21 protein-coding genes are annotated in these 24104 nt (G+C 59.7%); 13 read left to right on the plus strand and 8 right to left on the minus strand.

Going from position 1 to position 24104, the window contains the following annotated elements; translation table 11 throughout:
* Positions 1-25: 25 nt before the first annotated feature.
* From FHT77_RS29155 to FHT77_RS29170, 4 genes are all read right to left on the minus strand, one after another.
* Positions 26-973, minus strand: a complete 948-nt coding sequence (locus tag FHT77_RS29155) for a helix-turn-helix domain-containing protein (protein ID WP_183758892.1) — start codon at positions 971-973, stop codon at positions 26-28.
* A gap of 41 nt (positions 974-1014) precedes the next feature.
* A complete protein-coding gene (locus FHT77_RS29160) occupies positions 1015-1785 on the minus strand; it encodes an alpha/beta fold hydrolase (protein ID WP_183758894.1) in 771 nt (256 codons plus the stop codon).
* Positions 1786-2061: 276 nt separating this feature from the next.
* On the minus strand, positions 2062-2643 hold the full coding sequence (locus tag FHT77_RS29165) for a chlorite dismutase family protein (RefSeq protein ID WP_183758897.1): 582 nt from the start codon (positions 2641-2643) through the stop codon (positions 2062-2064).
* A gap of 28 nt (positions 2644-2671) precedes the next feature.
* Positions 2672-3352: a response regulator gene (locus FHT77_RS29170; protein ID WP_246720217.1), complete on the minus strand. Its 681-nt coding sequence runs from the start codon at positions 3350-3352 to the stop codon at positions 2672-2674.
* 606 nt (positions 3353-3958) lie between these two features.
* On the opposite strand from FHT77_RS29170, the gene FHT77_RS29175 reads away from it, so the two are divergent.
* The 8 genes from FHT77_RS29175 to FHT77_RS29210 all read left to right on the plus strand — a co-directional run bounded on the left by FHT77_RS29175 (position 3959) and on the right by FHT77_RS29210 (position 14243).
* Positions 3959-4927 (plus strand): MBL fold metallo-hydrolase, encoded by a 969-nt coding sequence (locus tag FHT77_RS29175; RefSeq protein WP_183758901.1) that lies wholly within the window; start codon positions 3959-3961, stop codon positions 4925-4927.
* 38 nt (positions 4928-4965) lie between these two features.
* Positions 4966-5595 carry a pyridoxamine 5'-phosphate oxidase family protein gene (locus FHT77_RS29180; RefSeq protein WP_183758903.1) on the plus strand — a complete coding sequence of 210 codons (630 nt, stop codon included), beginning with the start codon at positions 4966-4968 and terminating at the stop codon, positions 5593-5595.
* Positions 5596-5604: 9 nt separating this feature from the next.
* On the plus strand, positions 5605-6069 hold the full coding sequence (locus FHT77_RS29185) for a DUF1348 family protein (protein WP_183758905.1): 465 nt from the start codon (positions 5605-5607) through the stop codon (positions 6067-6069).
* A 30-nt stretch (positions 6070-6099) separates the two neighbouring features.
* Positions 6100-6522 (plus strand): DUF983 domain-containing protein, encoded by a 423-nt coding sequence (locus tag FHT77_RS29190; protein WP_183758907.1) that lies wholly within the window; start codon positions 6100-6102, stop codon positions 6520-6522.
* Between the two features lie 12 nt (positions 6523-6534).
* Complete coding sequence (locus FHT77_RS29195) at positions 6535-6927, plus strand: DUF302 domain-containing protein (RefSeq protein ID WP_183758909.1); 393 nt, start codon at positions 6535-6537, stop codon at positions 6925-6927.
* Between the two features lie 92 nt (positions 6928-7019).
* The gene (locus FHT77_RS29200; protein WP_183758911.1) at positions 7020-7637 is read left to right on the plus strand and encodes a glutathione S-transferase family protein; all 618 of its coding nucleotides are present in this window, start codon (positions 7020-7022) and stop codon (positions 7635-7637) included.
* A gap of 178 nt (positions 7638-7815) precedes the next feature.
* Positions 7816-8646 carry an alpha/beta fold hydrolase gene (locus tag FHT77_RS29205; RefSeq protein ID WP_183758951.1) on the plus strand — a complete coding sequence of 277 codons (831 nt, stop codon included), beginning with the start codon at positions 7816-7818 and terminating at the stop codon, positions 8644-8646.
* A 131-nt stretch (positions 8647-8777) separates the two neighbouring features.
* Positions 8778-14243 carry an AAA family ATPase gene (locus FHT77_RS29210; protein ID WP_183758913.1) on the plus strand — a complete coding sequence of 1822 codons (5466 nt, stop codon included), beginning with the start codon at positions 8778-8780 and terminating at the stop codon, positions 14241-14243.
* A gap of 3 nt (positions 14244-14246) precedes the next feature.
* Here FHT77_RS29210 and FHT77_RS29215 read toward each other — a convergent pair whose 3' ends face one another.
* Positions 14247-14630, minus strand: coding sequence for a PAS domain-containing protein (locus FHT77_RS29215; RefSeq protein ID WP_183758915.1), 384 nt, complete (start codon positions 14628-14630; stop codon positions 14247-14249).
* Positions 14631-15021: 391 nt separating this feature from the next.
* On the opposite strand from FHT77_RS29215, the gene FHT77_RS29220 reads away from it, so the two are divergent.
* Positions 15022-15900: an MBL fold metallo-hydrolase gene (locus FHT77_RS29220; protein ID WP_183758917.1), complete on the plus strand. Its 879-nt coding sequence runs from the start codon at positions 15022-15024 to the stop codon at positions 15898-15900.
* A 5-nt stretch (positions 15901-15905) separates the two neighbouring features.
* Complete coding sequence (tehA, locus tag FHT77_RS29225; protein ID WP_183758918.1) at positions 15906-16889, plus strand: dicarboxylate transporter/tellurite-resistance protein TehA; 984 nt, start codon at positions 15906-15908, stop codon at positions 16887-16889.
* Between the two features lie 22 nt (positions 16890-16911).
* Here tehA and FHT77_RS29230 read toward each other — a convergent pair whose 3' ends face one another.
* Together FHT77_RS29230 and FHT77_RS29235 are read right to left on the minus strand one after the other, a co-directional pair.
* On the minus strand, positions 16912-18423 hold the full coding sequence (locus FHT77_RS29230; RefSeq protein WP_183758920.1) for a cyclic nucleotide-binding domain-containing protein: 1512 nt from the start codon (positions 18421-18423) through the stop codon (positions 16912-16914).
* Positions 18424-18544: 121 nt separating this feature from the next.
* On the minus strand, positions 18545-19300 hold the full coding sequence (locus FHT77_RS29235) for an SDR family NAD(P)-dependent oxidoreductase (protein ID WP_183758921.1): 756 nt from the start codon (positions 19298-19300) through the stop codon (positions 18545-18547).
* 401 nt (positions 19301-19701) lie between these two features.
* Between FHT77_RS29235 and FHT77_RS32005 the strand changes: the two genes are divergently transcribed.
* Positions 19702-20391: a response regulator transcription factor gene (locus FHT77_RS32005; RefSeq protein WP_183758923.1), complete on the plus strand. Its 690-nt coding sequence runs from the start codon at positions 19702-19704 to the stop codon at positions 20389-20391.
* A 357-nt stretch (positions 20392-20748) separates the two neighbouring features.
* Positions 20749-21738 carry an alpha/beta fold hydrolase gene (locus FHT77_RS29245; RefSeq protein ID WP_183758925.1) on the plus strand — a complete coding sequence of 330 codons (990 nt, stop codon included), beginning with the start codon at positions 20749-20751 and terminating at the stop codon, positions 21736-21738.
* A 55-nt stretch (positions 21739-21793) separates the two neighbouring features.
* On the opposite strand, the gene FHT77_RS29250 is transcribed toward FHT77_RS29245, so the two are convergent.
* Entirely contained in the window at positions 21794-22711 is a 918-nt protein-coding gene (locus tag FHT77_RS29250; protein ID WP_183758927.1) for a helix-turn-helix domain-containing protein, read from the minus strand.
* A gap of 132 nt (positions 22712-22843) precedes the next feature.
* Between FHT77_RS29250 and FHT77_RS29255 the strand changes: the two genes are divergently transcribed.
* Positions 22844-24076, plus strand: coding sequence for an ABC transporter substrate-binding protein (locus FHT77_RS29255; RefSeq protein WP_183758929.1), 1233 nt, complete (start codon positions 22844-22846; stop codon positions 24074-24076).
* The last annotated feature ends 28 nt before the right edge of the window (positions 24077-24104 follow it).

Genomic DNA, 24104 nt, shown 5'->3' on the forward strand with positions numbered 1-24104 from the left:
CTCCTCAAGAAAGGGCTGGGTGCCGCTAGTGCAGCTCGTGGGATGGACGATCGGGGTCGATGACCGGGAGATCGATGGTCGTGGCATTGCGTCGACGAAGCCCCCGGACGGACGACGTGGGACGGCTGCGGCGAGCGTTGCGCCATCTGCGTGGGGTGACGGAGGTCATCTTCTTGAAGACCGTCGTAAAATGAGGCTGGTTCTGGAACCCGCATTGAAGGGCGATGTCCACAAGTGGGAGATCAGTTCCCAGCAGCAGCTTCGCGGCTTCCTGAATGCGAAGACGCAGAAGGAATTCATGTGCGCTCATCGAGGTGGCCGCCTTGAAGGTGGCGGCGAAGTGCGCGCGCGAGAAGCCCGCGACGTCCGCCAGCTCTTCAAGGGTCAGGCGCTGGTCGAGCCTCGCTTCTGCATGGCGCCGCACTCGGTTCAGCCGCCAGGTGGACAGGGGATGCACGCGGGGCAGGGACTGATAGCGCTCGAATGCCCGTGCCGAGAATTCGCGCGCAAGGTCGCTTCTTCGCGCCGCCGAGCTTTCCGACACGTCATCGATCAGTTCTGAGAGACGCTCGTCACGAATGTTAAAGCGGCCGCCGATGACCTGGCAAGGCCAGGAGTGCCGTTCGCGCAGGAACGTCAGGACGTACAGGCAGGCATCCGACTGCAGCTCCACGGAAATCGGATCAGAGCCTTCGATGAATGCGATGCTGTCTTCCACCAAGACGCCCTGATAGAGGACGCATCCTTTCTGCTCGAGGCGAAGCTCGGAATCGCGGTCTGCAAGGATGAAGGTGCCAGCTCCAGCGCTGAGCGAAGTGGTGATCGCGCGGCTTCCATTCTCGCGGGTGAGCTTCGCAAGGAAGATGTTGGGGTCAGCAACTTGATAGTGCTCCACATGCAGGCAGTCATCGAAGGTTTCGAAGACGTCGCCTGTCATGCCCAGGCTCACCTTGATGGCGATATCGGGGTGCATGTCATGCTCCTGTTGTTAACGGTGTTGCGGGGACGCCAGGCCTAATCCTCGGCGGCGCGCTCGATCATCGCTGCGACCTTGTCGGGGTGCGAGATCATCACGACGTGGGACGACCCCTTGACCTCCACCGCTTCCTTCGCGTTAGCGCGCTTGGCCATGTAGGCATGCAGTGCGGGAGGAAGGTTTTTGTCCTCGGAGCCGAAGATGAAGTGCGAGGGCAGAGACTTCCACGCGGGTTCGGTCGATGGCTCTTCGAAGGCTTCTGCCGCGATCGGGCGCTGCTCGGCTCCCATCAGCGCTGCCTTGTCCTTCGGCACGTCAGCCGCGAACTGTTTCCAGAACTTGCTCTGCTCGATGTAGAGGTCGTGCTTGCCATCCGGCTGAAGGACAGGCGGTGCAAGCGTGCCGCCCAGCGTGCTACCGGAGAACTTCTTGCCCAGCTCGCTGACGCTCTCACCGTTCTCCGGAGCAAGGCCGGACACGAAGACGAGTGACTTGACCCCAGTATCCTTGATCGAGACGTCGCTGATGACCGACCCACCATAGGAGTGACCGACGAGCACGATTGGGCCTTTGATCGACTTCAGCACCTGGCTGACGTAATCGGAGTCGTATTTCAGACCCCGCAGAGGGTTGGCGATAGCGACGACTGGATAGCCGTCCTTCAGGAGTTTTGTCGCCACGCCGTCCCAGCTCGCGGACTCTGCGAAGGCGCCGTGCACGAGAACGACGGTTGGTTTGGAGGCGGCGAGCGCTGATCCGCTCAGCAGGAGTGCTGCCAACATTGCGGTGCTTGAAAGGAACTTCTTCATGGATGTCACCTCTATGAGCGCCGGGATCCGAATGTCCCTATGGCACTGGTTTCATTGAGGTGACGCTACATCTTGCGGCGCGGAGATAGTGTGAGATGTCGGGAAGGGGTGTGAGACGATGTTGGGCGGGCAGGAGGCTGTCCGGCGCAAAAAGCGCACCGCAGGTCATCCCCTGCGGTGCCCTCGGTATCGGGGCTTTGTCCAATAGCATGAACAGCTTGGCCAACGCGGTCACGCGCGGTCTGCGCCTACGAGAAGGCGAGCCTGAGTTGGACCTCACTCGGTGTCCTTGGCTAGGCGGATGTCTATCTCGCGCTCCATAAAGCTCCATTCCTTCGTCGCCCTAAGTTCGCTCAGCACGTCTTCGAATGCGGGCTCGTCGGCAGGAGCGAAGTCGAGGAAGCCTAGAAAATCGAAGGGTGCATCCATTTCCAGATCCCGGCAGTGGAGCAGCCGCCGGGCGATCGCGGGCAGAAAGCGCAGTCCTATCGCAATATGATGCGACTGCTCCTCGAGAACGGCGCGGCGTTCGTCCTGTGTCATTGCCCACCAGTCGGCGGACTTTTGCAGTAGGATGAGAGCGGCTCTTGTCGCTTCCGGGCGGCCGATCGGCTCCTGCCTTTCCACGAGCGAACGCTTTTCGTCACGTGTAGTGTATCGGTCGTTGGTGGCGACCCCGCGAAGGATCCAGGCGGCGTCGGATGCTTCCGCCGGGCCGTTCCCTGAAAGCATGGCCACTCGGGATACCGCAGCTAATGGTGGTCCCAAGAGGGCGCGCTGCGAAACGACGATCCATCCGCCCTGGTTGCCGCCAACAAACGTCGTTGCTCTCGGGTTCGGTGCGCCGAAATCGGTCATGAGAAGCTCCAGGGAATCTGGTCGGCGATCAGGCGTTGATGGCCATATCCACCGCAGACAGCAGATCCTGATGCCGCACTGGTTTCGTCAGGAACTCGACAGCGCCGGCCTTCATGGCGCGAACCGACATCGGAATGTCCGCGTTGCCGCTGATGAAGACGATCCGCTGACGGAGACCCGACTTCATGAGTTCGGTCTGGAAGTCCAAGCCGCTCTGTCCGGGGAGGCCGACGTCGAGTATCAGACAATCCGCGCGATGTACACTGTCGCTTTCCTCATAGGCCTTCACCGAGGGAAATGATCCCACGCAGTGACCGACCGACCGGAGGAGCCCGGTTATTGCGCGTCGGACGCCATCGTCGTCGTCGATCAGGACTATGTACGGCTTGTCCTTGTCAACCTTCTCTACGATGTCGATTGTCGGCTGCGGTGCGATGCCAAGGGAAGGGGCCAGGCCACCTTGCGGCGCTGTATCGTCCCGAACGAGCATGTATCCGCGGCGAACGATAGTCTTGATCATATCCCCGTGGTCGCCCAGCGCCCTACGAAGCGAGCCGATCTGGAAACGGAGGTTGCACTCCTCGACGACCATCGACGGCCAGACCTCGTCGAAGATCTCTTCCTTGCTCACGATGCCACCGTTGTGCCGCAGGAGGACCATGAGTAGATCGAACGCGCGTCCACCGATCTCTCGGGGTCGGCCGTCCATGAGGAGCTGTCTCGAGTGGGGGACGGCGCAGAAGCGGCCGAAGCTTATGGCGTCGTCGCCTGTTTCGCGCGGCCCATGGTGCGGTGGCTGTGCGTCCCGAGACTTCGGACGGTCTGTCGAATTTGCGAACGGAACTTGCATGGCTGACTCCCCAGTCGGCTGCGGATGTCGCCGCATGTGTGGGATCGCGAAGTTGGCTTCGTTCTCTTCCCCGGCCCGCGGAGGCATCGACATCAATGTGTGATCGCGAGAGCAACCTAGCCCCGCAGGCAATGGTGAACAATCCGACTCTTGTCGCTAGAACACGGCCAAGGTCGATGCGGACTCGACCTTAGTCTAGGTTTCCCGAGCGGATCTGGACATCTCACGGGATCTCACCCGGCTTCACGACAACTACCTCGTGATCGTTGCCGGGGAAGAGTATTGCTCAATCGACTTGAGCATAATGGTTCAAGCGGATCTGGCACCGAGCTAAAATAGCTCCGCATTGTGCAGATCGGCTTTCCTCGATCGAAGCTCGGCCGAATTTGGATCGAGGCCGCCACCACGCTTCCTCCCAGCGTGGTGGCACTTCTTCAGGCACGCTGTCAACCAATGGAGCGGGTAATGACCAAACACGACTATGCCTTATCAAGACGCGGTTTCTGCCTTTGCTGCCTTGGCGGCGCGACGGTTGCCGCCACGGGCGCGTGGCTGACGCCCCGCGCGGCCTTCGCGGCCGCCAAGAGCCAGGTCCTGATCATCCGCGAGGCCGCCGCCAAAGCCGACATCGCGACCACAAAACTTCGCGGCGGCGTGAACGTACTCGTCGGTTCGGGCGGCAACGTCGCCGCCGTCACTGGCAAGGACGGCAAGCTGCTGGTCGACGCCGGAATAACCGCCACGCGTCCGCGTCTGGAAAAGGCTCTGGCGGATATCGGTCCGGAGCCGATCACTCATCTCATCGACACTCACTGGCACTTCGACCATACCGACGGCAATGAATGGCTGAACTCCGAAGGTGCCGCCATTATGGCGCATCCGAACACCCTGAAGCATCTCGAAGCCGCCACCCGCGTCGATGACTGGAACTTCGACTTCCCACCGTCCCCGAAGGGCGCGCTGCCGACCCGCCTGATGAAGGGCAACGAGGAAACGCTGAAGCTCGACAACAAGACGATCAAACTCAGGTACTACGGCCCTGCTCACACCGACAGCGACATTTCGGTGTTCTTCGAGGAGGACAACGTGATCCATGTCGGTGACACGCTTTGGACCGGGCTATACCCCTTCATCGACTCCTCGACAGGCGGCAGCATCGACGGCCAGATCGCCGCGGCAGAAGCGAACATAAAGATGGTCGACAAGGAGACCGTCGTTATCCCTGGTCACGGCGACATCGCGAACCGCGAAGACATCAAGGTCTGGCTCGACATGCTCGTCGGTGCCAGAGAGGAGGTGGCCAAAATTAAAAAGGCTGGCCGCTCCGTCGAGGAAACCATCGCTGCCAACCCGACCAAGCAATGGGACGCCAAGTTCGGCCAGTGGGTGATACCTCCGGCGCTCTTCACGCGTGTTGTCTACGAAGGCGTCTGAAGGCATTCTGGCCCGAGGGCTGCCGGAGGAGGGTGACTATGGACATCGCGCATCAGGTCTCGAGCGACGTAGCCTTCACGACAAGCGTGAAGGCGATCCAGGAACGCAAGGGGTCTCGACGTTCGTATTTGCGGATGGAAGAGCGTGGTGGGTGGGCGACCACGATCACACCCGACCTAAAAGACTACATCGAGAAGCAGATCAGCGTGTTTCTCGCCACGGTAAATTCCGAGGGTCAGCCATACATCCAGCATCGTGGCGGCCCTCCGGGGTTTCTTCGGGTGATTGACGAAACGACGATCGGCTTCGTCGACTTCGTTGGAAATCGGCAGTTCATCTCGCAGGGAAACCTGGTCGAGAACGACAAGGCACATCTTTTTCTCATCGACTACGGCAGTCGATCCCGGGTGAAGATCTGGGGTACTGCCAAGGTCGTCGAAGGTGACGAGGAAACGGTCAAGAAGTTGATGCCCGAAGGATACGCAGCGAGGCCGGAACAGGTGATTCTCTTCAAGGTGACGGCCTGGGATGCGAATTGCCCGCAGCATATCCCGCTGCGGTTTGAGGCAGACGAGGTGCTCAAGGCAATCGAGACAAGGGATACGCGCATCAGGGAACTGGAAGCGCAAGTCGCAGCATTGAAAGCGGCTGCCACCAATCATGGATAGGGACGACAAATGACCCGCCCACCACTGCCACCCTTCACCCTTCAGTCCGCGACCGAGAAGGTCCGGCTTGCCGAGGACGCCTGGAACACTCGGGATCCTGCGAAAGTCGCGCTCGCCTACACGGTCGACAGTCGCTGGCGGAACCGCGCAGAGTTCGTGGTCGGTCGTCCGGCGATAGAAGCATTCCTTGCTCGGAAGTGGGCGAAGGAGCTTGATTATCGACTGATCAAGGAACTCTGGGCCTTCTCAGGAAATCGCGTCGCGGTCCGCTTTGCCTACGAACACCACGACGACAGTGGCACCTGGTTCAGAGCCTATGGCAACGAGAATTGGGAATTCGACGCCGACGGTTTAATGAAGTACCGTCATGCGAGCATCAACGAGCATCCGATTAAGGAAACGGACCGCGCCTTCAAGTGGCCGCTCGGCCGCCGCCCGGACGGGCATTGGGGATTGAGCCATTACGGTTTCTAGCGCCGCAGGAAACCTGATTTAGGAGGGCAGATGTCCAAGCGCACTCAGGTCGATACGAACACGAACGACAACTATCCCCCGCTCCCGCCCATACAGACGGGCATTCGTGGCCTTTGTCCACGATGCGGCAAAGGCCATCTGTTCAAGGGCTTTCTGACGCTTCGTCCAAACTGCGAGGTCTGTGGGCTCGACTACTCCTTCGCCGATCCCGCCGATGGTCCGGCCTTCTTTGTCATCTGTTTTGCCTGCATTCCGACGGTGCTGCTCTCGGTATGGCTCGAGGTCGCGCACAATGCGTCGATCTGGACGCAGATCTTCGTCACCGGACCGTTCCTGCTCGCGACCTGTATTCCACCACTTCGGCCGCTCAAAGGCTGGCTGGTAGCCTCCCAGTATTTCTACAAGGCCCAGGAAGGCAGACTATCCAAGGGCGACGAGATCGATGCCGACTAGAGGAGGTCGTTCATGAAGCCGATTGAACATCGTTCGACGCATAACTTCGATGAAGCGTTGGAGGCGATAAAGATCGCCATCGGCAAAGCAGGGTTGACCATTTTCGCTGAAATCGATCACGCGCAAGCCGCTCGCGAAAACGGGCTGTCGATGCCGGAGACACGCGTTCTCATCTACGGCAACCCGAAAGTCGGGACCCCTTTGATGACGGACGCGCCCTTGACGGCTCTCGACCTACCACTGCGCCTGCTCATCAGGGAGCTTCCCGGAGACAGGGCCGCGATTGCCTATCATCCCCTTGCGGAGATGTTCGAAGCCCTCGGCGTGAAAGGCCAGGACGCGGCTCGTTTCGACAGCGCCCAACGGACGATAGCCGAGGCGGGCTGCATTTCGAGCTGTCGCTAATCATCTGACGAATAGGAAAGACCGCGGCCCACCAAAGCGGAATACTCCAGATCAAGAGGCGACAACGGCGCCTAACGATATTGGAGACCGGAATGCAGCTCTACTACCATCCGCTATCCGGCCACTCGCATCGGGTCAGGCTCTTCCTCACGCTCGTCAACGAGCCGTTCGAACTTGTCGAGGTGGACATCCGCCGGGGTGAGCAGAAGACGAACGAATTCCTGAAGATGAACAGGTTCGGCCAGGTGCCAGTTCTCAAGGACGGCGACACCGTTCTCGCGGACTCGAACGCGATCCTGATCTATCTGGCCAAGAAGCTCGGACGGCACGACTGGCTGCCCGAGGATCCGATGGTTGCGGCGGCAGTTCAGCGCTGGCTCTCGGTCGCAGCAGGCGAGGTGGCATACGGCGTCGCTACGGCACGAAGAATACGGATATCCGGTCCGAAACCTGTCCCGGACGAAGTGCTGTCGAGATCCTATGCGCTCCTGAAGGTTTTGGACGACGAGCTTGAGACAAGGAATTGGCTCGCGGCGTCCTCGCCGACGCTCGCTGATCTGGCCGTGTACGGCTACGTGGCGCGGGCGCCCGAGGGTGGGATCGATCTGACCATCTATCCCAATGTCCAGTCATGGCTGTGCCGGGTCGAGTCTCTCCCTGGCTTCGTGCCTTTCGCCAAGACCGCAGTCGGCGTAGCTGCGCCCGCTTGAGGAAATAGACACCCGCAATTCGGAGGTTCAGCGCATGACATTCAAGCCGGATGTTTCAATCACCAGACGGGAAGCGGTGATCGCCGGATCGGCAGTCGCGCTCGCTCTTGCACTGCCCGCGACGGCTGCCGAAGCCGCCACAAAACAGAAACCATCACCAGCAACGGAGCACAAGTTCATGGGTACTGTGAAAGTGAAGGACGGAACCGAGATCTTCTACAAGGACTGGGGTCCGAAGGATGCGCAGGTCATCATGTTTCACCATGGCTGGCCACTCAGCAGCGACGACTGGGACAATCAAATGTTGTTTTTCATCGCCCAGGGCTACCGGGTCATCGCACACGACCGACGCGGGCATGGCCGCTCTTCCCACAGCCGCACGGGGCACGAGATGGATACGTACGCAGCGGACGTCGCCGAGGTGGTCGAGGCGCTCGATCTCAAGAACGCGGTCCACGTCGGTCATTCGACCGGGGGCGGGGAGGTTGTCCACTATGTCGCCCGCGCCAAGCCCGGCCGCGTCAAGAAGGCGGTGATCGTCGCTGCCGTGCCTCCGGTCATGGTGAAATCGGAGAAGAACCCCGGCGGTCTGCCGATCGAAGTCTTCGACGGCCTCCGGAAGGCGCTCGCCGACAACAGGGCGCAGTTCTACATCGACGTGCCGACCGGGCCGTTCTACGGCTTCAACAGGCCCAATGCGAAAGTCTCGCAAGGTTTGATCAACAACTGGTGGCACCAGGGCATGATGGGCGCCGCAAACGCGCACTACGAGTGTATCAAGGCCTGGTCGGAGACTGACTTCACCGAAGACCTGAAGAAGATCGAGATTCCCGTTCTCGTCATGCACGGCACCGATGACCAGGTCGTACCCTACGCCGACGCCGGGCCGCTGTCGGCCAAGCTTCTGAAAAACGCGACGCTGAAGACGTACGAGGGCTATCCGCACGGGATGCTTTCGACGAACCCGGACGTCCTGAACCCCGACATCCTTGCCTTCATCAAGGCGTAGCCGGAAGCAAGTTGGGAGGCTGGATGTCAGGCCGGCCTTCTCGACGACCTTCGAACCGCCCACGATGGCGCCCCTGTAAAATTAGTTTAGGATCACGAGCGGCCTCAGCCGTTGGCATACGGAGCTTCGTGATGGACCTGTCCCGTTACCAGATGCATTTGCTTCGCGAGGACGCTGTCAGCGCTCTCTATCGAGGCACGGCCAGCGACGGCTGCGCTCCGCTCCTACTGGTCACGGCCGCTTCTCCGGACACCGTCAGCGAATGCCATCCACGCTTCGAATACGTGCTGTCTCTCGCCGACCGCCTCGATGAAAAGTGGGCGGCAACTCCTCTGTCACTGGAACGTTACGATGGCCGGGAGTTCCTGGTGCTGCAGGACCAGGGCGGGCTGCCGCTGACTGCTGAATTAGGCCGTCCATTCGAGCTGGGCCGATTTCTTGCCGTGGCCACGAACGCAGCAGCAGCGGTGAGACAGGTTCACGAACGGGGCCTGATCCACAAGGATCTTCGCCCAGACCGCTTTCTTGCAGATGATTTGGGAGCGGTTCGGCTGCTCGGCTTTGGAAAGGCGGGCTCCCAGACGAGTGTGCCCGAGCTGCCCGCCACAGCGCGTGGCATGGCGGACTCGCTGCCATATGTGTCCCCCGAACAGACGGGGCGAATGAAGGAGCCCGTTGACGAGCGGAGCGATCTCTATTCTCTTGGCATCGTCTTCTATCAGATGCTCACGGGCGAACTTCCGTTCATGGCGGTGGACGCAATGGAATGGATCCATTCCCACGTCGCCCGCCGACCAATACCTCCGAGGGAGCGGCACGATGCCATTCCGCCTGTCGTCCAGTCGATCGTACTCAAGCTCCTCAGCAAGAACCCCGGCGACCGCTATCAGACGGCTGCGGGCCTCGAAAGCGATCTCAGGCGGTGTCTCGGCAGTTTTGCTTCGACGGGACGCGTCGAGGAGTTCGACGTGGCAACAGCAGACGCCCTGCGGCATCTCCAGGTTCCGGACAAGCTCTATGGCCGCTCTGTGGAGATACGCACTCTTTGCGAGTCGTTCGAGGTCGCCAGATCGCCGGGCGGAAAGGCTGTAGCTCTCGTCTCCGGTCCCGCAGGCGTCGGGAAGTCGTCGCTTATTCGAGAACTGCGCAAGTCGATCCCGTTCAGCGGATGCTTGTTTGCAGCCGGGAAGTTCGACCAGTACACGCGCGACATCCCCTACGCCACGATAGCGCAGGCCTTCCGCGGACTTGTACGTCAGATCCTCGGCGCGGGCGAGGCGGAGCTGGGGCGCTGGCGGTTGGCGCTGAGCGAGGCCCTCGGTCCGAACGCGCAATTGATGATCAACCTCATTCCGGAACTTGCGCTGGTGATCGGCGAGCAGCCTCCGGCTCCCGACATGGCGCCCCACGAAGCGAAGTCCCGCTTCAATCTCGTCTTCAGCCGTTTTATTCAGGTGTTTGCGCGGCCGGACAATCCGCTCGTCCTGTTCATAGACGACCTGCAATGGCTGGACATTCCCACGCTTGATCTGCTCGCAAGGATCGCCGTGGACGAGGACGTCGCAAATCTCATGCTCATTTGCGCCTACCGCGACGACGAGGTGCCTCGCGGGCATCCGCTGAACGATGCGCGCGATGCCTTCAGGGCCGGAAGCTGCCGTTATGACGAACTGCGTCTTGGCCCGCTGGACGAGGGCGAAGTCAGACACCTTCTGGCCGACATGCTTGGGAACGATGTCCCGTCGGTCGCGCGGCTGGCGAAGCTCGTGCAACAGAAGACGGGCGGAAACCCGTTCTTTGTTCTTCATTTCATAGAAGCCCTCGATCTCGAAGGAGCGCTCTCCTACGACCACGAGACCACGAAATGGAGATGGGACGAGAACAGGATCCGCGCGACGAAGATCACCGACAACGTCGCAGATCTCGTGGTCTCCAAGCTGGGCAGGCTTCCGCTCCGCGCGCTCGAGATGGTCAAGCTGATGGCATGTCTCGGGAACGGCACTTCTGCGACTATCCTTTCGCTGATCACAGCCAAGCCGAGGCAGGAGGTCGTCGGCATTCTGTGGGAGGCCGTCGAAGGGGGACTGCTGCTGCGCTCCGACGACGACTTCGTGCTTGTGCACGACAGGGTCCAGGAAGCCGCATACCGCATGGTGTCGGAGGCTGAGAGGCCGGAGATTCATTTTCGGATCGGCTCCGCGCTGATGGAAAAGCTGCCGCCGGGCGCGCTGAAGAAGCATATCTTCGAGGTGGCTGACCAACTCGGGCGCGGCCTCGACCAGGCGGTCGATCCCCACAGACTCGAGAGGATCGCCGAACTTTTCCTCGAAGCTGGCAGGCGCGCCAAGGCATCTGTCGCATACCGTTCCGCCCTCAAATATCTCAAGACGGGCCTGAGCCTGATCGAGAAGGCTGGATGGGAGCGGTACTCAATTAGATTTCCACTCGAACTCGAGAGTGCCGAGTGCGAGTATCTGTCAGGCGAGAACGAGGTCGCGGAAGCCCATCTCGTTCATCTCGCGGCAAAGGCGGAGGACGCGGTTGATCGCGGCGCCGTGGTCGGCCTACGGTCATCCCTCTATCTGACGCTCGGAGACCAGGACAAGGCGGTGGAGGTGGCGCTCGAGTACCTGCGCGACTTCGGGATCGAGTGGTCCGCTAATCCGAGCGACGCCGAGGTTCGCGCGGGCATCGACGATCTGTACGAGCGGCTAGCGGGACGATCCATCGATCAGCTCGTTCACCTTCCGCGGATGGAGGACCGCGACTGGCTCGCCGCGATGGAGGTACTCGCGTACACGATCCTCCCCGCCATCGTCACGGACGGAAATCTCGAGGAACTGATCTACCTGCAGATGGTGTCGCTCAGCCTCCGCCACGGCAACTGCGACGCTTCCTGCTATGCCTACGTCTCGGTCATCATTCCGCTTGGTCTGCGATCGGGCGACTACGCGTCCGGCGGACAGTTCGGCAGGCTGGGGCTGGAGCTTGTCGAGCGTCATGGAATGGATCGCTTCAAGGCCCGCGTCTACGCCTGCTACGGCTGCTTTTGCGTGCCCTGGACCCAGCATCTATCGATCTCGGAGAAGTACTCCCGCCAGGCAATAGCGACAGCGGTTGCCGGGGCAGACCTGGTCTTCAGCGTTGCGCCTGGGGAGGCGCTGGTTGCGCATCTTCTTATCCGCGGTGTCGATCTGGAAGCGGCTCAACGGGACGCGCAACAGTTCTTGGAAGCTGCCAGTAAAACCGGATTTTCGCTGGCGGCCGACGCGGCTGCAGGACAGCTCCTCCATATCCGGGAACTGCGTGACATTGAAGAGCCTGATCCCGCCCTCCCGGTCCGCGAGGCATTTGAAACCTATCTGGTCGAAGCAGGGGAGCGCCTGAAGCTCGTCCTAGCATGGTACTGGATCCAGAGGATCGTGGCGCGCTATCTGGCGGGAGACTACATCGGCGCACTGGCGGCATCGCGGGAGGCAGCTTCCAACAGAAGTGCGAAGTCGTTCGTCGAAATCGCAGAGTTCCACTTCTACAGCGCTCTCGCACACGCGGCGGCCGCTTCTCGATCCGACGACATGGGTCGCGGCGCGCACGTCGAGGCATTGCGGCTTCACCAGCTCCATGTCGACATCTGGGCCAAGAGCAGTCCCGAGAACTTCGGCAATCGGGCCTTCCTGCTTTCGGCGGAGATGGCACGGCTGGAAAACAGGTCGATCGACGCCCTCGAACTTTATGAGAAGGCGATCGCTTCGGCCCGGCAGCACGGCTTCGTCCAGAACGAGGGGATCGCAAGCGAACTCGCAGGGCGCTTCTCAGGCTCGCTCGGGTTGAAATCGACCGCCGAAAGCTTCCTGAAGAACGCCAGAGCGTGCTTCTCGGCATGGGGTGCGACTGCGATCGTCAGGAGGCTGGACGAAGAGAACCCAGGGATAGGGAGCGAGTCCAACGCGATAGCGAAGTCCGAAGATCACCCTCTGGAAATGGCGGCGGTCGTTGCGATGTCTCAGGCGGTGTCCGGAGAGATCGTTTTGGATCGCTTGATAGAACGCCTGATGGTGACCGTCGTGGAGCATTCCGGCGCAGTCAGGGGATTGCTGCTGCTGCCGAAGGACGGCGAAATGCAGATCGTCTCCGAGGCCGTGACCTATGACGACGGCATATCGGTAAAGCTCAACACGTTCGAGCGAAGGCTGCCGGAGACGGTTCTGGCCTACGTGACCAGGACGCAGGATGTCGTGATCCTGGATGGCGTCGGCAACGAGCATCCGTTCGCCGAAGACCCTTACGTGCGTGAGGTACCATCGACATCCATCCTCTGTCTTCCGATCGTCAAGCAGCAGCAACTTGTCGGCGTCCTCTATCTCGAGAACGGCTTGTCCACCAACCTGTTCAAGCAGGCTCAGGTTGCGGTCCTCCAGTTGCTGGCCTCACAGGCGGCGATCTCCCTGGAGAACGCTGCCCTCTACCAGGCCTCCAAGGACACCCAGGAGAAGGCCCGGCAAGCCGCCGAGGAGCTTCGGCTCGCCTACGACATGATCCCGGCGCTGGCCTGGAACAGCGATATCGACGGCACGCTTTTGAGCTTCAACAAACGTTGGCACGACTTCACCGGGCTTACGCTTGAAGAATCCCTCGGTAACGGATGGATGCGGGCCATTCATCCAGACGACCTCGACAAGGTCGTTGCGAAATGGATCGAGGTGCTCGGTGTGGGCGAGGCGGGTGAGGTTGAGGCGCGGATGATCCGCATGGATGGCGTCGCCCGTTCGTTCCTGATACGCGCGACACCAATGCGTGACCAGCAAGGAGCGATCATCAAATGGTACGGCACCAACATCGATATCGACGACCTGAAACGGATGGAGGAAGCACAGCAGCATCTCTCGCGTGCCGCAAGGCTGACCGCGCTCGGCGAGTTGACGGCTTCCATCGCGCATGAAGTCAACCAGCCGCTAATGGCCATCGTGATGAACGCGGCGACCTGCCTGAAATGGCTGAGCGAAGGCCAGCTGGAAATCGAGGAGGCCCGTCAGGCGGCCGAGCGCATCATTCGTGACAGCCACCGCGCCGGAGACGTCATCGCCAGCATCAGGGCACTCGCGCGAAAGGCGCCGCTCTCGATGGAGGCTGTCGACATCAACGGCATGATCGACGGCGTGATCGTGCTGACGCGTGGCGAATTGCAGCGGCACGGCATATCCCTGGCGACGGATCTCGATCCCGATGTGGTGTCTGTGGTGGGAGACCGCATCCAGCTGCAGCAGGTCGTTCTCAACCTTATCCTTAACGCAGCCGAGGCGATGGGATCGGCAACGGATGGGCCGCGCAGCCTGCATCTTCGAAGCGAACGGCTGGAGGACGGCAAGATCATGGTATCGGTGACGGACAGCGGTCCGGGTGTCGACCCGTCACGTCGAGACGAGATTTTCGACGCCTTCTTCACGACGAAGACAGCGGGCCTCGGAATGGGTCTGTCGATCTGCCGCTCGATCGTCGAGGCCCATGGCGGCACGCTGTGGGTGAGGGCGAACGAGCCGACAGGAAGCGTCTTCTCCTTCACCTTGAAAGGAGGCGCTGTCGTCCGGACGGCTCCGTAGGGTCTATTGACCAGGCGGTGTCGGTTCTGCGGGATGTATAATTCCGGCGAACTGGACCTGTTCTCGTTCGCTGCCACGGAAGCAGCGGCCCCAGGACTCTACAGGACGGTAGATGTCGAGCGCTCCCCTGACCCGGTAGGTGGCGTGGTAGCGGCCGCATGAGGTGATGGCGGTGTGTATTGCGAGCGCGACATTGGCCAGGTCGTCGGGATGGATGCGCTCGAGATAGGCGCACATCTTCTGCCCGCTGATCGCGCTTTCGGCAGGCAAGCCGTAGAGAAGTGCGACCGCGCTGTCGGCGAACATCACATCCGCGCTGACGTTCCAAGTGAAAATTCCTGCCTCCTCGACTTCGAGCGGGCCGAAGGACTGCAGATCAAAAATCATGGACGGCTCCGATCCTTGGAGTTTGCCGAATTGGTACCGCCGCGCCACGGTTTCTGCAACCTGAAGGCGGTCTATCGCTCTATTTCTCACAAGAACTCACAAATACGACAACGCTCCCCTTTAAGGGAATATTTGGACAGAGCGAAAGCACGGGAGGGATCGCATCCAAATTTGGCGTCTGACGAGCGTTTGACGCGCGATTTTCCTGCGTTGTCACCTAAGGTCGGCCCCACAGGCTTGCCTTCCCAATGCGCGATGCATGGTTGAATATTACAGAGAGTGTCTGGCGAAAACGCCCCTCAACTCACAGGAACATACTCGCCAATGCGACGGTGCGGGAACACCCTATCATCGCCGCGGCCAGTCGTCCGACGGCGTTGAGGAGGCTTTAATGAATCCGGACCATGCACACCTTCCGTCGGAAGTCTTCTCGCGGGGCTTTCACAATCTCCGTCATGGCCAGTTCGACATCACCGTGCTGAGCGACGGCTACATCACGCTTCCGTGGGACATCCTGATGCCGGAAGCGTCATCCGACGAGCGTGGAACGATCCTCGGGCGGCTCGGAGGCGATGCGGACAGCGCGCCCCTTCAGACCAACGTCCCGCTGATCCGCCACGGCGTCGATATCATGCTCGTGGACACGGGCGCGGGATCGAACTTTCAGCCTAGCGATGGACGCCTTGCGGAAAACCTGGCTTTTATTGGCGTTGACTTCGAATCCGTCACCAAGGTGATCTTTACCCACGCTCATCCCGATCATTCGGGCGGGACGACGAGATCCGATGGCTCGCTGATGTTTCCCAACGCCCACTACTACGTCAGTGAGGCCGAATGGTCGTTTTGGACCGATCCCGACTACGAGACGGCGATGCCAAAGCCCCTGCATGAGTTCGCCCGAGGGGCGCAGCGGGATCTGGTCGCCGTTAAGGACACGCTTACTCTGGTCAAGCCGGGAGACGAGGTCGTACCGGGCATGAGCATGGTGAGCACTCGGGGACATACGCCCGGACACATTTCGCTGGAACTCGCAGGCGATGGAAATCTCCTCATCTCTGGCGATGTCATTCCGAACAACGTCGTTTCCTTCGAGAACCCGAGATGGCACTTCGGCTTCGATACTGAGCCGGACATCGCCCTAAAGAATAGGGCTTCGCTGCTCGACAAGGCGGCAAACGAAAAGCTTCGCATGCTCGGCTACCACTGGACCTATCCGGGCGTTGGCTACGTGGAGCGGGCGGGGACTGCATTCAGGTTCGTGGAGGGCTGACGCCAATGAGTGCACGCAATCACCGAAGCTTCCCCAGAGTGCCTGCGGGCATGTACGGCATAGTGCTCGGCCTCGCCGGACTTGGCGGAGACTGGCGGCTGGCGCACGAACTCTGGGGTTTTCCCGCGATAGTCGGCGAGGCGATCAACGTGGTCGCCATCGCCGTCTGGGTGACGATCAGCGTCTTCTACGCTGCCAAATGGATCTTTGCTAGGGAGGAGGCCCTGGAAGAGGCCGAGCACCCGATCCACTGCTGTTTCATCGGCCTTGCAGGCGTTGCGACGATGCTCGTGGCCCGAGCTGTCCTGCCGTATTCGCATCCAGTGGCTCTCGTCCTCCTGTTCCTCGGTATGGCATTCTCGATTCTCTTCGCCACATGGCGAACCGGGATCATGTGGCGCGGCGGCCGCGACCACGAGGCGACGACGGCTATCCTCTATCTTCCGACCGTGGCGGGATCTCTCGTGTCAGCACTTGTCCTTGGTTCGTTCGGATACACGGGACTCGCGCAGTTGATTTTCGGCGCTGGGATGTTCACCTGGGCAGCTACCGAGTCCGTCCTGCTGCAGCGTCTGCTGACTGCGCCGGAAATGGCTCCAGCACTTCGGCCGACGCTCGGCATCGTTCTGGCTCCACCTGCGGTCGCGTGTGCCGCCTACTTGAGCATGACGTCCGGCCCGCCTGACCTCTTCGCAAACGGGCTGCTGGGCTACTGCCTTCTGCAAGTGGCGCTTCTCGTTCGCGTCGTGCCTTGGATCATGAAGCAGCCGTTCGCCCCTTCATATTGGGCGGCAACGCTCGGCACTACTGCGTTGGCATCTGCGTCCATGAGAATGGCATCCCGCGGCGGAGACGGCATCGGAGGCCAGCTGGCGCCTTACCTGTTCTTGTTTGCAAACGTCGTTGTCGGGGCAATCACAATAGGAACGATGGCCCTGCTGATCCAGGGCAGGCTTTTGACCGTCTCGCACCCACGGGCGGCGGAGTGAAGACGACCAAGCCGTCCAAATGTCAGTTGATGCTGCCGTGCGGAAGTCTGAAAAGATGTCTTATCTTGGCTGCCAATGAAACCGGATGGGCCTCCGCACCAGCGTTCCCGTCGGCCCTCAGGTGCTCCTCGGTCTCGACACGCTTCGCCAGGAGCTGGCTGAGTTCCTCGACAAGGGCAGGGCGCTCATGCATGACGCTCGCTAGATGGTCCTTCGAAATCTCGTAGACCACCACGAAGGTGAGTGCGCGCATGGTGGCTGGCTCCGGCGCGCCCATGAGAACACCCCGCTCACCGAACAGGTCGCCGGGCGCCAGGCGCGTCAGTTCCTCGCTCCTTCCATCTTCCTCGTCCCGCTCGACCGATACGACACCGCTCCGGACGATCATCAGAGATGTCATCGAAGCGTTCTGCGGAGCTATGACAAGGCCCTTCTTGAAGGTGCAACGCTTCATGGTGTTCGCCACCGTCTCCATCTCGTCTTCGGTGAGAGCCGAGAACAGCGGGATCGATGTCAGCAGGCGCCATGGCGTGCCGGGATGCTTTGAGCTTTCAGCAGGCGACGCCTCTGTCAGTGCGTTCGCCGCGGTCGACAGCTGAATTCCTGCCGCCTTAGCGTGCCTAAAGACGAGGTCGAAGATCTCGTTCTTGGCGATCCCAGTCCGGCCGAGGTTAGCGACTTTGAAGGAGAGCTCGACCTCGACCGCGGAACCATCGAGGCCCGTGACCGAGACCGACGGCGCCGGGTATTTGAGGATCGTGTTCGCGCTGAGGAGGACCGTCTTCATCGTCTCCTCGATGACCGCCGGCGACCGTGTCGGCAATGCTCTGATGACGACCTTCGAGCCATGAACGGAGTCGGTGCCAGTAAGGTTCGTCAACGTGGCTTTGGCCAGGGTGCTGTTGGGCACGATCACGAGGTCGTTGGTATCGTTGAGCAGGTGCGTCGACCTCCAGTTCGTCTCGACCACTTGTCCACGGACGCCTCCCTCGACCTCGATCCAATCCCCGACGGTATATGGCCGACCAAGGTTCAGCGCGATCCCTGAAAAGACGTCATTGAGCGTGCTCTGGAGCGCGAGACCCAGGACGATGGCGAAGACGCCAGACGTCGCTACCAGGGTACGTACCGGAAGATCGAATACGAACGCAATGATCGAAAGAGCCGCGCCGAGGTATATGAAGGCCACGAGCAAATCCTGAATAAGCCTTCCCTCCCTGGGTTTCCGCTCGAAGATCAGGAAGACGCGCACCGAACTCGCGAGCACCATCGCGCCGCCTGCCCACCAAGTAGCCTTGGCGACGCCGATGAACATCTTGTGGGTGAGGTCCTCGTCGCCAGTGACCGTCGTCCATGGAGCGACGTCGTGACCCACGAGCAGGATGGTGAGGATGGCGAAGAAAGCGATGTGGACGATGAAGCGGTGCGTCGGGCGGCCCCGGACAAGCGTTCTCGCTACGACGAGTGCAACGACCAGCGCCGCGAACTGCGTGATCGGATCGAGCAGAAGGCGAAGCACGTCGTCCAGGTTCATAGGGTCACTTCATGTGGTTGGTTTCGATCCGCGCAATTGACAGTGCAAGCGCTGCCCTCGTCAAGAAGGAGACATGACGAGAGAGGGAGGGGCGGCCGAAAGAGGACTGCCCCGTGGAAGCTCAGACCTGAGCCTTGCCGCCGTCGGCGAAGAGTTCGACGCCGTTCACGAAGCTGGAATCGTCGGAAGCCAGAAAAAGCGCTGCTTTTGCGATCTCTTCAGGCTCGCCGACGCGGCCCAGCGGGATCGTGGACGCGAGAGCATCGAGGAAGCCCTGTTGCGCGTTCTTGTCGTCGCCCACGAGTTCCACAAGGCCGGGAGTGCGGGTCGGTCCAGGCGACAGCACATTCACGCGAACGCCCTTGCCCTTGAGGTCGAGCGCCCACGAACGGGCAAGGTTGCGTACTGCTGCCTTCGAGGCGGAGTAGACGGAGAACGCTTCCGTTCCTTCAATACTGGTCGTGGAGCCGATCAGGACGACCGAGGAGCCTTTGTTGAGAAGAGGAAGCGCCTTCTGTACTGTGAAGATCACGGCCTTCACGTTGCGCCCGAAAGTGTCGTCGACCTGCTCTTCGGTGATCTGACCGAGAGGAAGCACGCTCCCGCCGCCCGCGTTGACGACGATGGCGTCGAGACGTCCGTGGTCGGCCTTCACCTGCGCAAACAGGCGGTCGAGGTCTTCCATCTTGGTGGAGTCGGCATTGACGGCGGTAACGCTGCCACCGATGTCAGCGACTGCGGCGTCGAGCTGTTCCTTGCGGCGTCCAGTGATGTAAACGTGGGCGCCCTCGGCGGCGAACAGCTTTGCGGTGGCGAGGCCAATGCCGCTGTTGGCGCCTGTCACGATGGCGACCTTGTTCTCAAGTCTCTTGGTCATGCGTTTCTCCTTATTGGGGACGTGCGAAGGCGTTCAGCCAGAACACGCTCGGGCTGTTGAGGTATGGTGTAGTGGGGAGGAGCTATCTGGGTGCTCTCAACCCTATGGAATATGTTCGCTCGATGGGAATGTAGCTCGCTCGGGGCTGTTGGGCTTTCGATTAAGTCGGATTGATCTATTCACTTGCGACACAAACAAACGGGCTTCCGCCTCGTGACGGAAGCCCACGTCGAACTCAGGCGGGGGTGGTCGCCCAGGTCCGCCGTGTTCCGAGATAGGTGCTCGGCCGAACGGGCCCAATGCCCCAAATTTGGTGTATGCAGCTGAGCGATGCGCGGTCGTCTAACGCAATCTCACACCGAGACGGTCCAAATCATGGTAGTGGTGGCAAAGGGTAGGTCATGAGCCATCACGATCGTCACATATGGGACAGGGAGCCCCGTCGGCTGGCGGCCTTCGAGGTCGCGATACGCGACGTCGTGGGGAAGTTCGGGCTGAACTTCTTCCTGGTTTCCGTCTTTCCAGAGGCGGCTCGTGGCGGCCTTCTCGATAACCTGATCACGACCAATTGGCCGGGCGATCTCCTGCAAAGCTATCGGTCGACCGACATGTTCACCCAGAGCAACATCGTCGCAAAGCTGAAGGAAAGCGTGCTCCCGGTCTCGTCGGAGCAATTGCTCTTTGCCCGGGCGGAAAGGGAAGGCGTGGCAAGCCAGATTGGCGGGGTGTTTTATGACGACGGCTTCGCGTGCAATGTGGGAATCTCCCTGCATGACGCCAAGGCGCGGCAATATCTCTTCATGCTTTCGGGATCGAACTGCTCGAATGCAGAGCTCGCCGATCTGGTATACGATTTGATGACCGCCTTGGACGATCTCACGCGCGGCAGCGGCGCGATCAAGCTTCTCTCGCGAAGGGAAATCGAGTGCCTACGGTGGTCAGCGGCAGGCAAGAGCAGCGACGAGATCGCTATTATCCTCGGTCTGAGCAGCCACACGGTGACGGCATACTTAAAAACTGCCATCAAGAAGCTAGGCGTGACCACCCGCATTCAAGCTGTCGTCGCGGCCTATCGGCTGAAGCTGCTCTGAGCAGCATGCTCGGCAGTGTGCAGCCCTCATGCTTTCTGTGTCTTCCTCGTGGGCTAAATCCGGAAACGGACATTGCATTCCTCGAACACCATCGACGGCCACACCTCGCTCAGGGTTTTCCTTGCTAACGATCCCGCCATTCGATCTCCGCGGCATCGTGTCGTCGGGAAAGCCGACGGCTTTGGCTAGCATGCTCGTGCGTATCGATAAACTGGACTTTCATGCCTGCTCGCGGGATTTCACGGTGCCTCACTACAATTAACTCGCCCTTGAAGCTCGTCGGGCGTAGCAATCTTGGCATTCGACGGCCGACCATGCCCAAGATCAATCAGCTTCGCCGTCAGCTTGGAGGTTCAAATGAACAGATTGATGTTGAGCAGGGCGACCCTTGTCTTGGTGTTCGCGCTCTCCGCGTCCAGCGCCATTCCAACGACATCCTTTGCCGCCAAGAAGTCCGCAGCCGAGCACGAACTCGTCGTGCCGCAGGTCACGTATCATACCGTCGAGATTGACGGCACTAACGTGTTCTATCGCGAGGCTGGGCCAGTCGACGCTCCGGTCGTGCTCCTCCTGCACGGCTTCCCGACGTCGTCGCACATGTTCAGGAATTTGATTCCGATACTTGCTGACAAGTACCATGTAATAGCACCCGACTATCCGGGCTTCGGTCAGAGCGACGCGCCCGACCACACCAAGTTCGACTATACGTTTCAGCATTATGCGGACATTATCGACAGCCTGATGGGCAAGCTGGATGTCAAGCAATACGCGATGTACCTCATGGATTACGGCGCCCCCGTCGGCTATCGGCTCGCGTTGAAGCAACCCGATCGCGTGTCTGCGTTGATTGTCCAGAACGGCAATGCCTACGAGGAAGGCCTCAAGGAATTCTGGGACCCGATCAAGGCATACTGGAAGAACGACACGCCCGAAAACCGCAAAGCTCTGATGGTGCTATTTACGCCTGAAACCACAAAATTCCAGTACACCGATGGGATGAGCGATATCACGCACATCGACCCCGATAACTGGGTGCACGACCAGGCGCTTCTTGATCGTCCCGGAAACAACGACATCCAGTTGGACCTGTTCCACGACTACGGGACCAATGTCCCCCTGTACCCGAAATTCCAGGAGTTCTTTCGCGAGAAGAAGCCGCCGACCCTTATCGTCTGGGGCAAGAACGACAAGATCTTCCCGGCCGACGGAGCCTCGCCGTATCTACGCGACTTGCCCCATGCCGAGATGCACCTCCTCGACACCGGTCATTTCGCGCTGGAAGACAAGCTGCCCGAGATTGCGCCTCTGATCCACAATTTCCTCGATCGGAAGCTCAGCCGACACTAGCTAAAATGTAGGGCGTCTTCTTAAGTGGAGCAGCGTTTTCGAGAAATCGGACCATCTATGGCGATGACGCCGATTTGAACCGGCTTCTGTAATCTCTGGGTTTCACTCCAAATCTCTTTTCGAATGCTTCATAAAAGGTTGATAATGAAGCGAATCCAGCATCGAAGGCGATATTTGAAACTGGCGACTCAGTCGCGATAAGCAAAGACTGCGCTGTGTCCAGTCTATGGCGTGTAATAGCTTGATTTATTGTCATGCCTACCGATTTTTTGAAAATCGACATTGCGTAGTTTGGATGAAGCGCCGCTGCGTCGCCCACGTCATTCACACTTATTTTTTTATGACAGTTTTCGGCGATGTAACGTAGCATTTGCTCCACCTTGGGGAGGCGGTCAGCATCATGATGATATGGCAGGGCGAGTGCGGAACCCAGATGGCGTAGATCATGCCAGCCCTCGACAGCGATCCGCTTGATCCGAGCTACGAGTTCGTCTCGAACAATCTGTTCTAGTTCAAGATTGCCGCTGAGTAGCTCGTCGCGCCACCGAAGCAGGACCGGGCGGTCATATGCCGTGACGACTTGCGCTTCGATAAGTCCGCCGGCAAAAATCGCATCGCGGAACTCTTGCCTATTGCCGAGATGGATGAGCGCGGACATCGGTACATAAAGGCAGACAAAACTCGTCGGCTCCTTGATGTCGATCACTTGATGCGGAACCATTCCCCAAAACAGGCAAAGCTGGCCGGCTTTTATTTGCAGCAGCCTACCATCGAACCAATAAGTTATCGTACCGTCCAACACGAAGTTCAGCTCAACTTGGCTGTGCATGTGGGGGCCGCTCATGGTCCGCACGTCCAAGCGCTCGCCCGCACAAAATCTGTGATCCCCGAAAACAACAAGTGGATGTCGTGACAATCCATCATGAACAGGTACCGACTCGTCCTCTTTTCGAGTGAATGATGATGAAACCATGAGGGACCTTAGGATTCCGGAAGTGATCTTCGAAAAGTCGGTAGAAACTTACAGGTTTGCTTGCTCATTTGCAATGAACTCGCGTGGGAGAGAAGCGCGAGCGGCTTGCAGTTCAACACCGGGAGGTAAACCATGAAGAAGTTCTTTGGTCTGGGCGCGGTCGCGCTCAGCTATGCGATGGGCGTTTCCGCGGCATTGTCGGGTGAAATCGTGCTCAACTCGGACCACTCCGATCCCGCGCCCAAGAAAGCAATGGAAGAGCTTATCGCCGACTTTCAGTCCAAACATCCAGACATCAAGGTCAAATGGAACAACTTCGACCACGAAGGATATAAGTCTGCGATCCGCAATTTCCTGACGGCTGATGCCCCGGATGTTGTCGCGTGGTACGCAGGAAATCGTATGGAACCGTTTGTAAAGGCCGGTCTCTTCACCGACGTTTCGGATGTTTGGCAAGCCAACGGGCTTGATGACCAACTGAAGTCAGCCGCATCGGCAATGACGATCGATGGAAAAAAGTGGGGCGTCCCATATACCTATTATCAATGGGGTATTTATTACCGCGCAGACATCTTCAAGGACAAGGGTATTGAGCCCCCGAAGGACTGGAGCGAACTTCTTGCCGCTAGCGAGAAACTCAAAGCCGCCGGCGTGACGCCCTTTGCCATAGGCACAAAAGCCCTATGGCCGGCCGGCGGTTGGTTTGACTATCTCGATCTGCGTGTGAACGGTTACGACTTCCATATGAAGTTGACCTCCGGGCAGGTGCCCTACACGGATCCCAAGGTAAAGGCCGTCTTTGAAAAGTGGTCAGAGCTGGTGAAGCCCGGTTATTTCCTCGAAAATCACGCTGCTCTCGACTGGCAGGACGCGATCCCGCAGTTCGTGCAGGGCAAGGCTGCAATGTACCTGATGGGTAACTTCGCAGTGGCTCCAATGAAGGACGGTGGCCTTAAGGAGGATCAAATTGGCTTCCTTCAGTTCCCGACCATCACGGAAGGTCTCCCGGCGGCCGAAGAAGCGCCTACGGACACCTTCCATATTCCGGCGGCTGCGAAAAACAAAGAGGACGCGAAAACCTTCCTTGCGTATCTCGCTACGCCGGAGGCCCAGGCTAAAATGAACGTTACACTTGGCCAACTTCCCGTGAACAACAAGTCACCTCAGCCCGAAGACAAGTTCCTCAAGGCAGGCTTCCAAATGCTATCCGCAGCACAGGGACTTGCGCAGTTCTACGATCGTGACGCGCCAGCAGAGATGGCAAAAGCGGGAATGGAAGGTTTCCAGCAGTTTATGGTTAAGCCAGAGAAGCTCGACGCTATCCTTGCACGCCTGGAGAAAGTCCGGGCTCGCGCCTACAAGTAATAGGAAGGCTGCCGGGTTGGGGTCCGGC

It is taken from the genome of Rhizobium sp. BK181 (assembly GCF_014193305.1).
GTDB lineage: Bacteria > Pseudomonadota > Alphaproteobacteria > Rhizobiales > Rhizobiaceae > Rhizobium.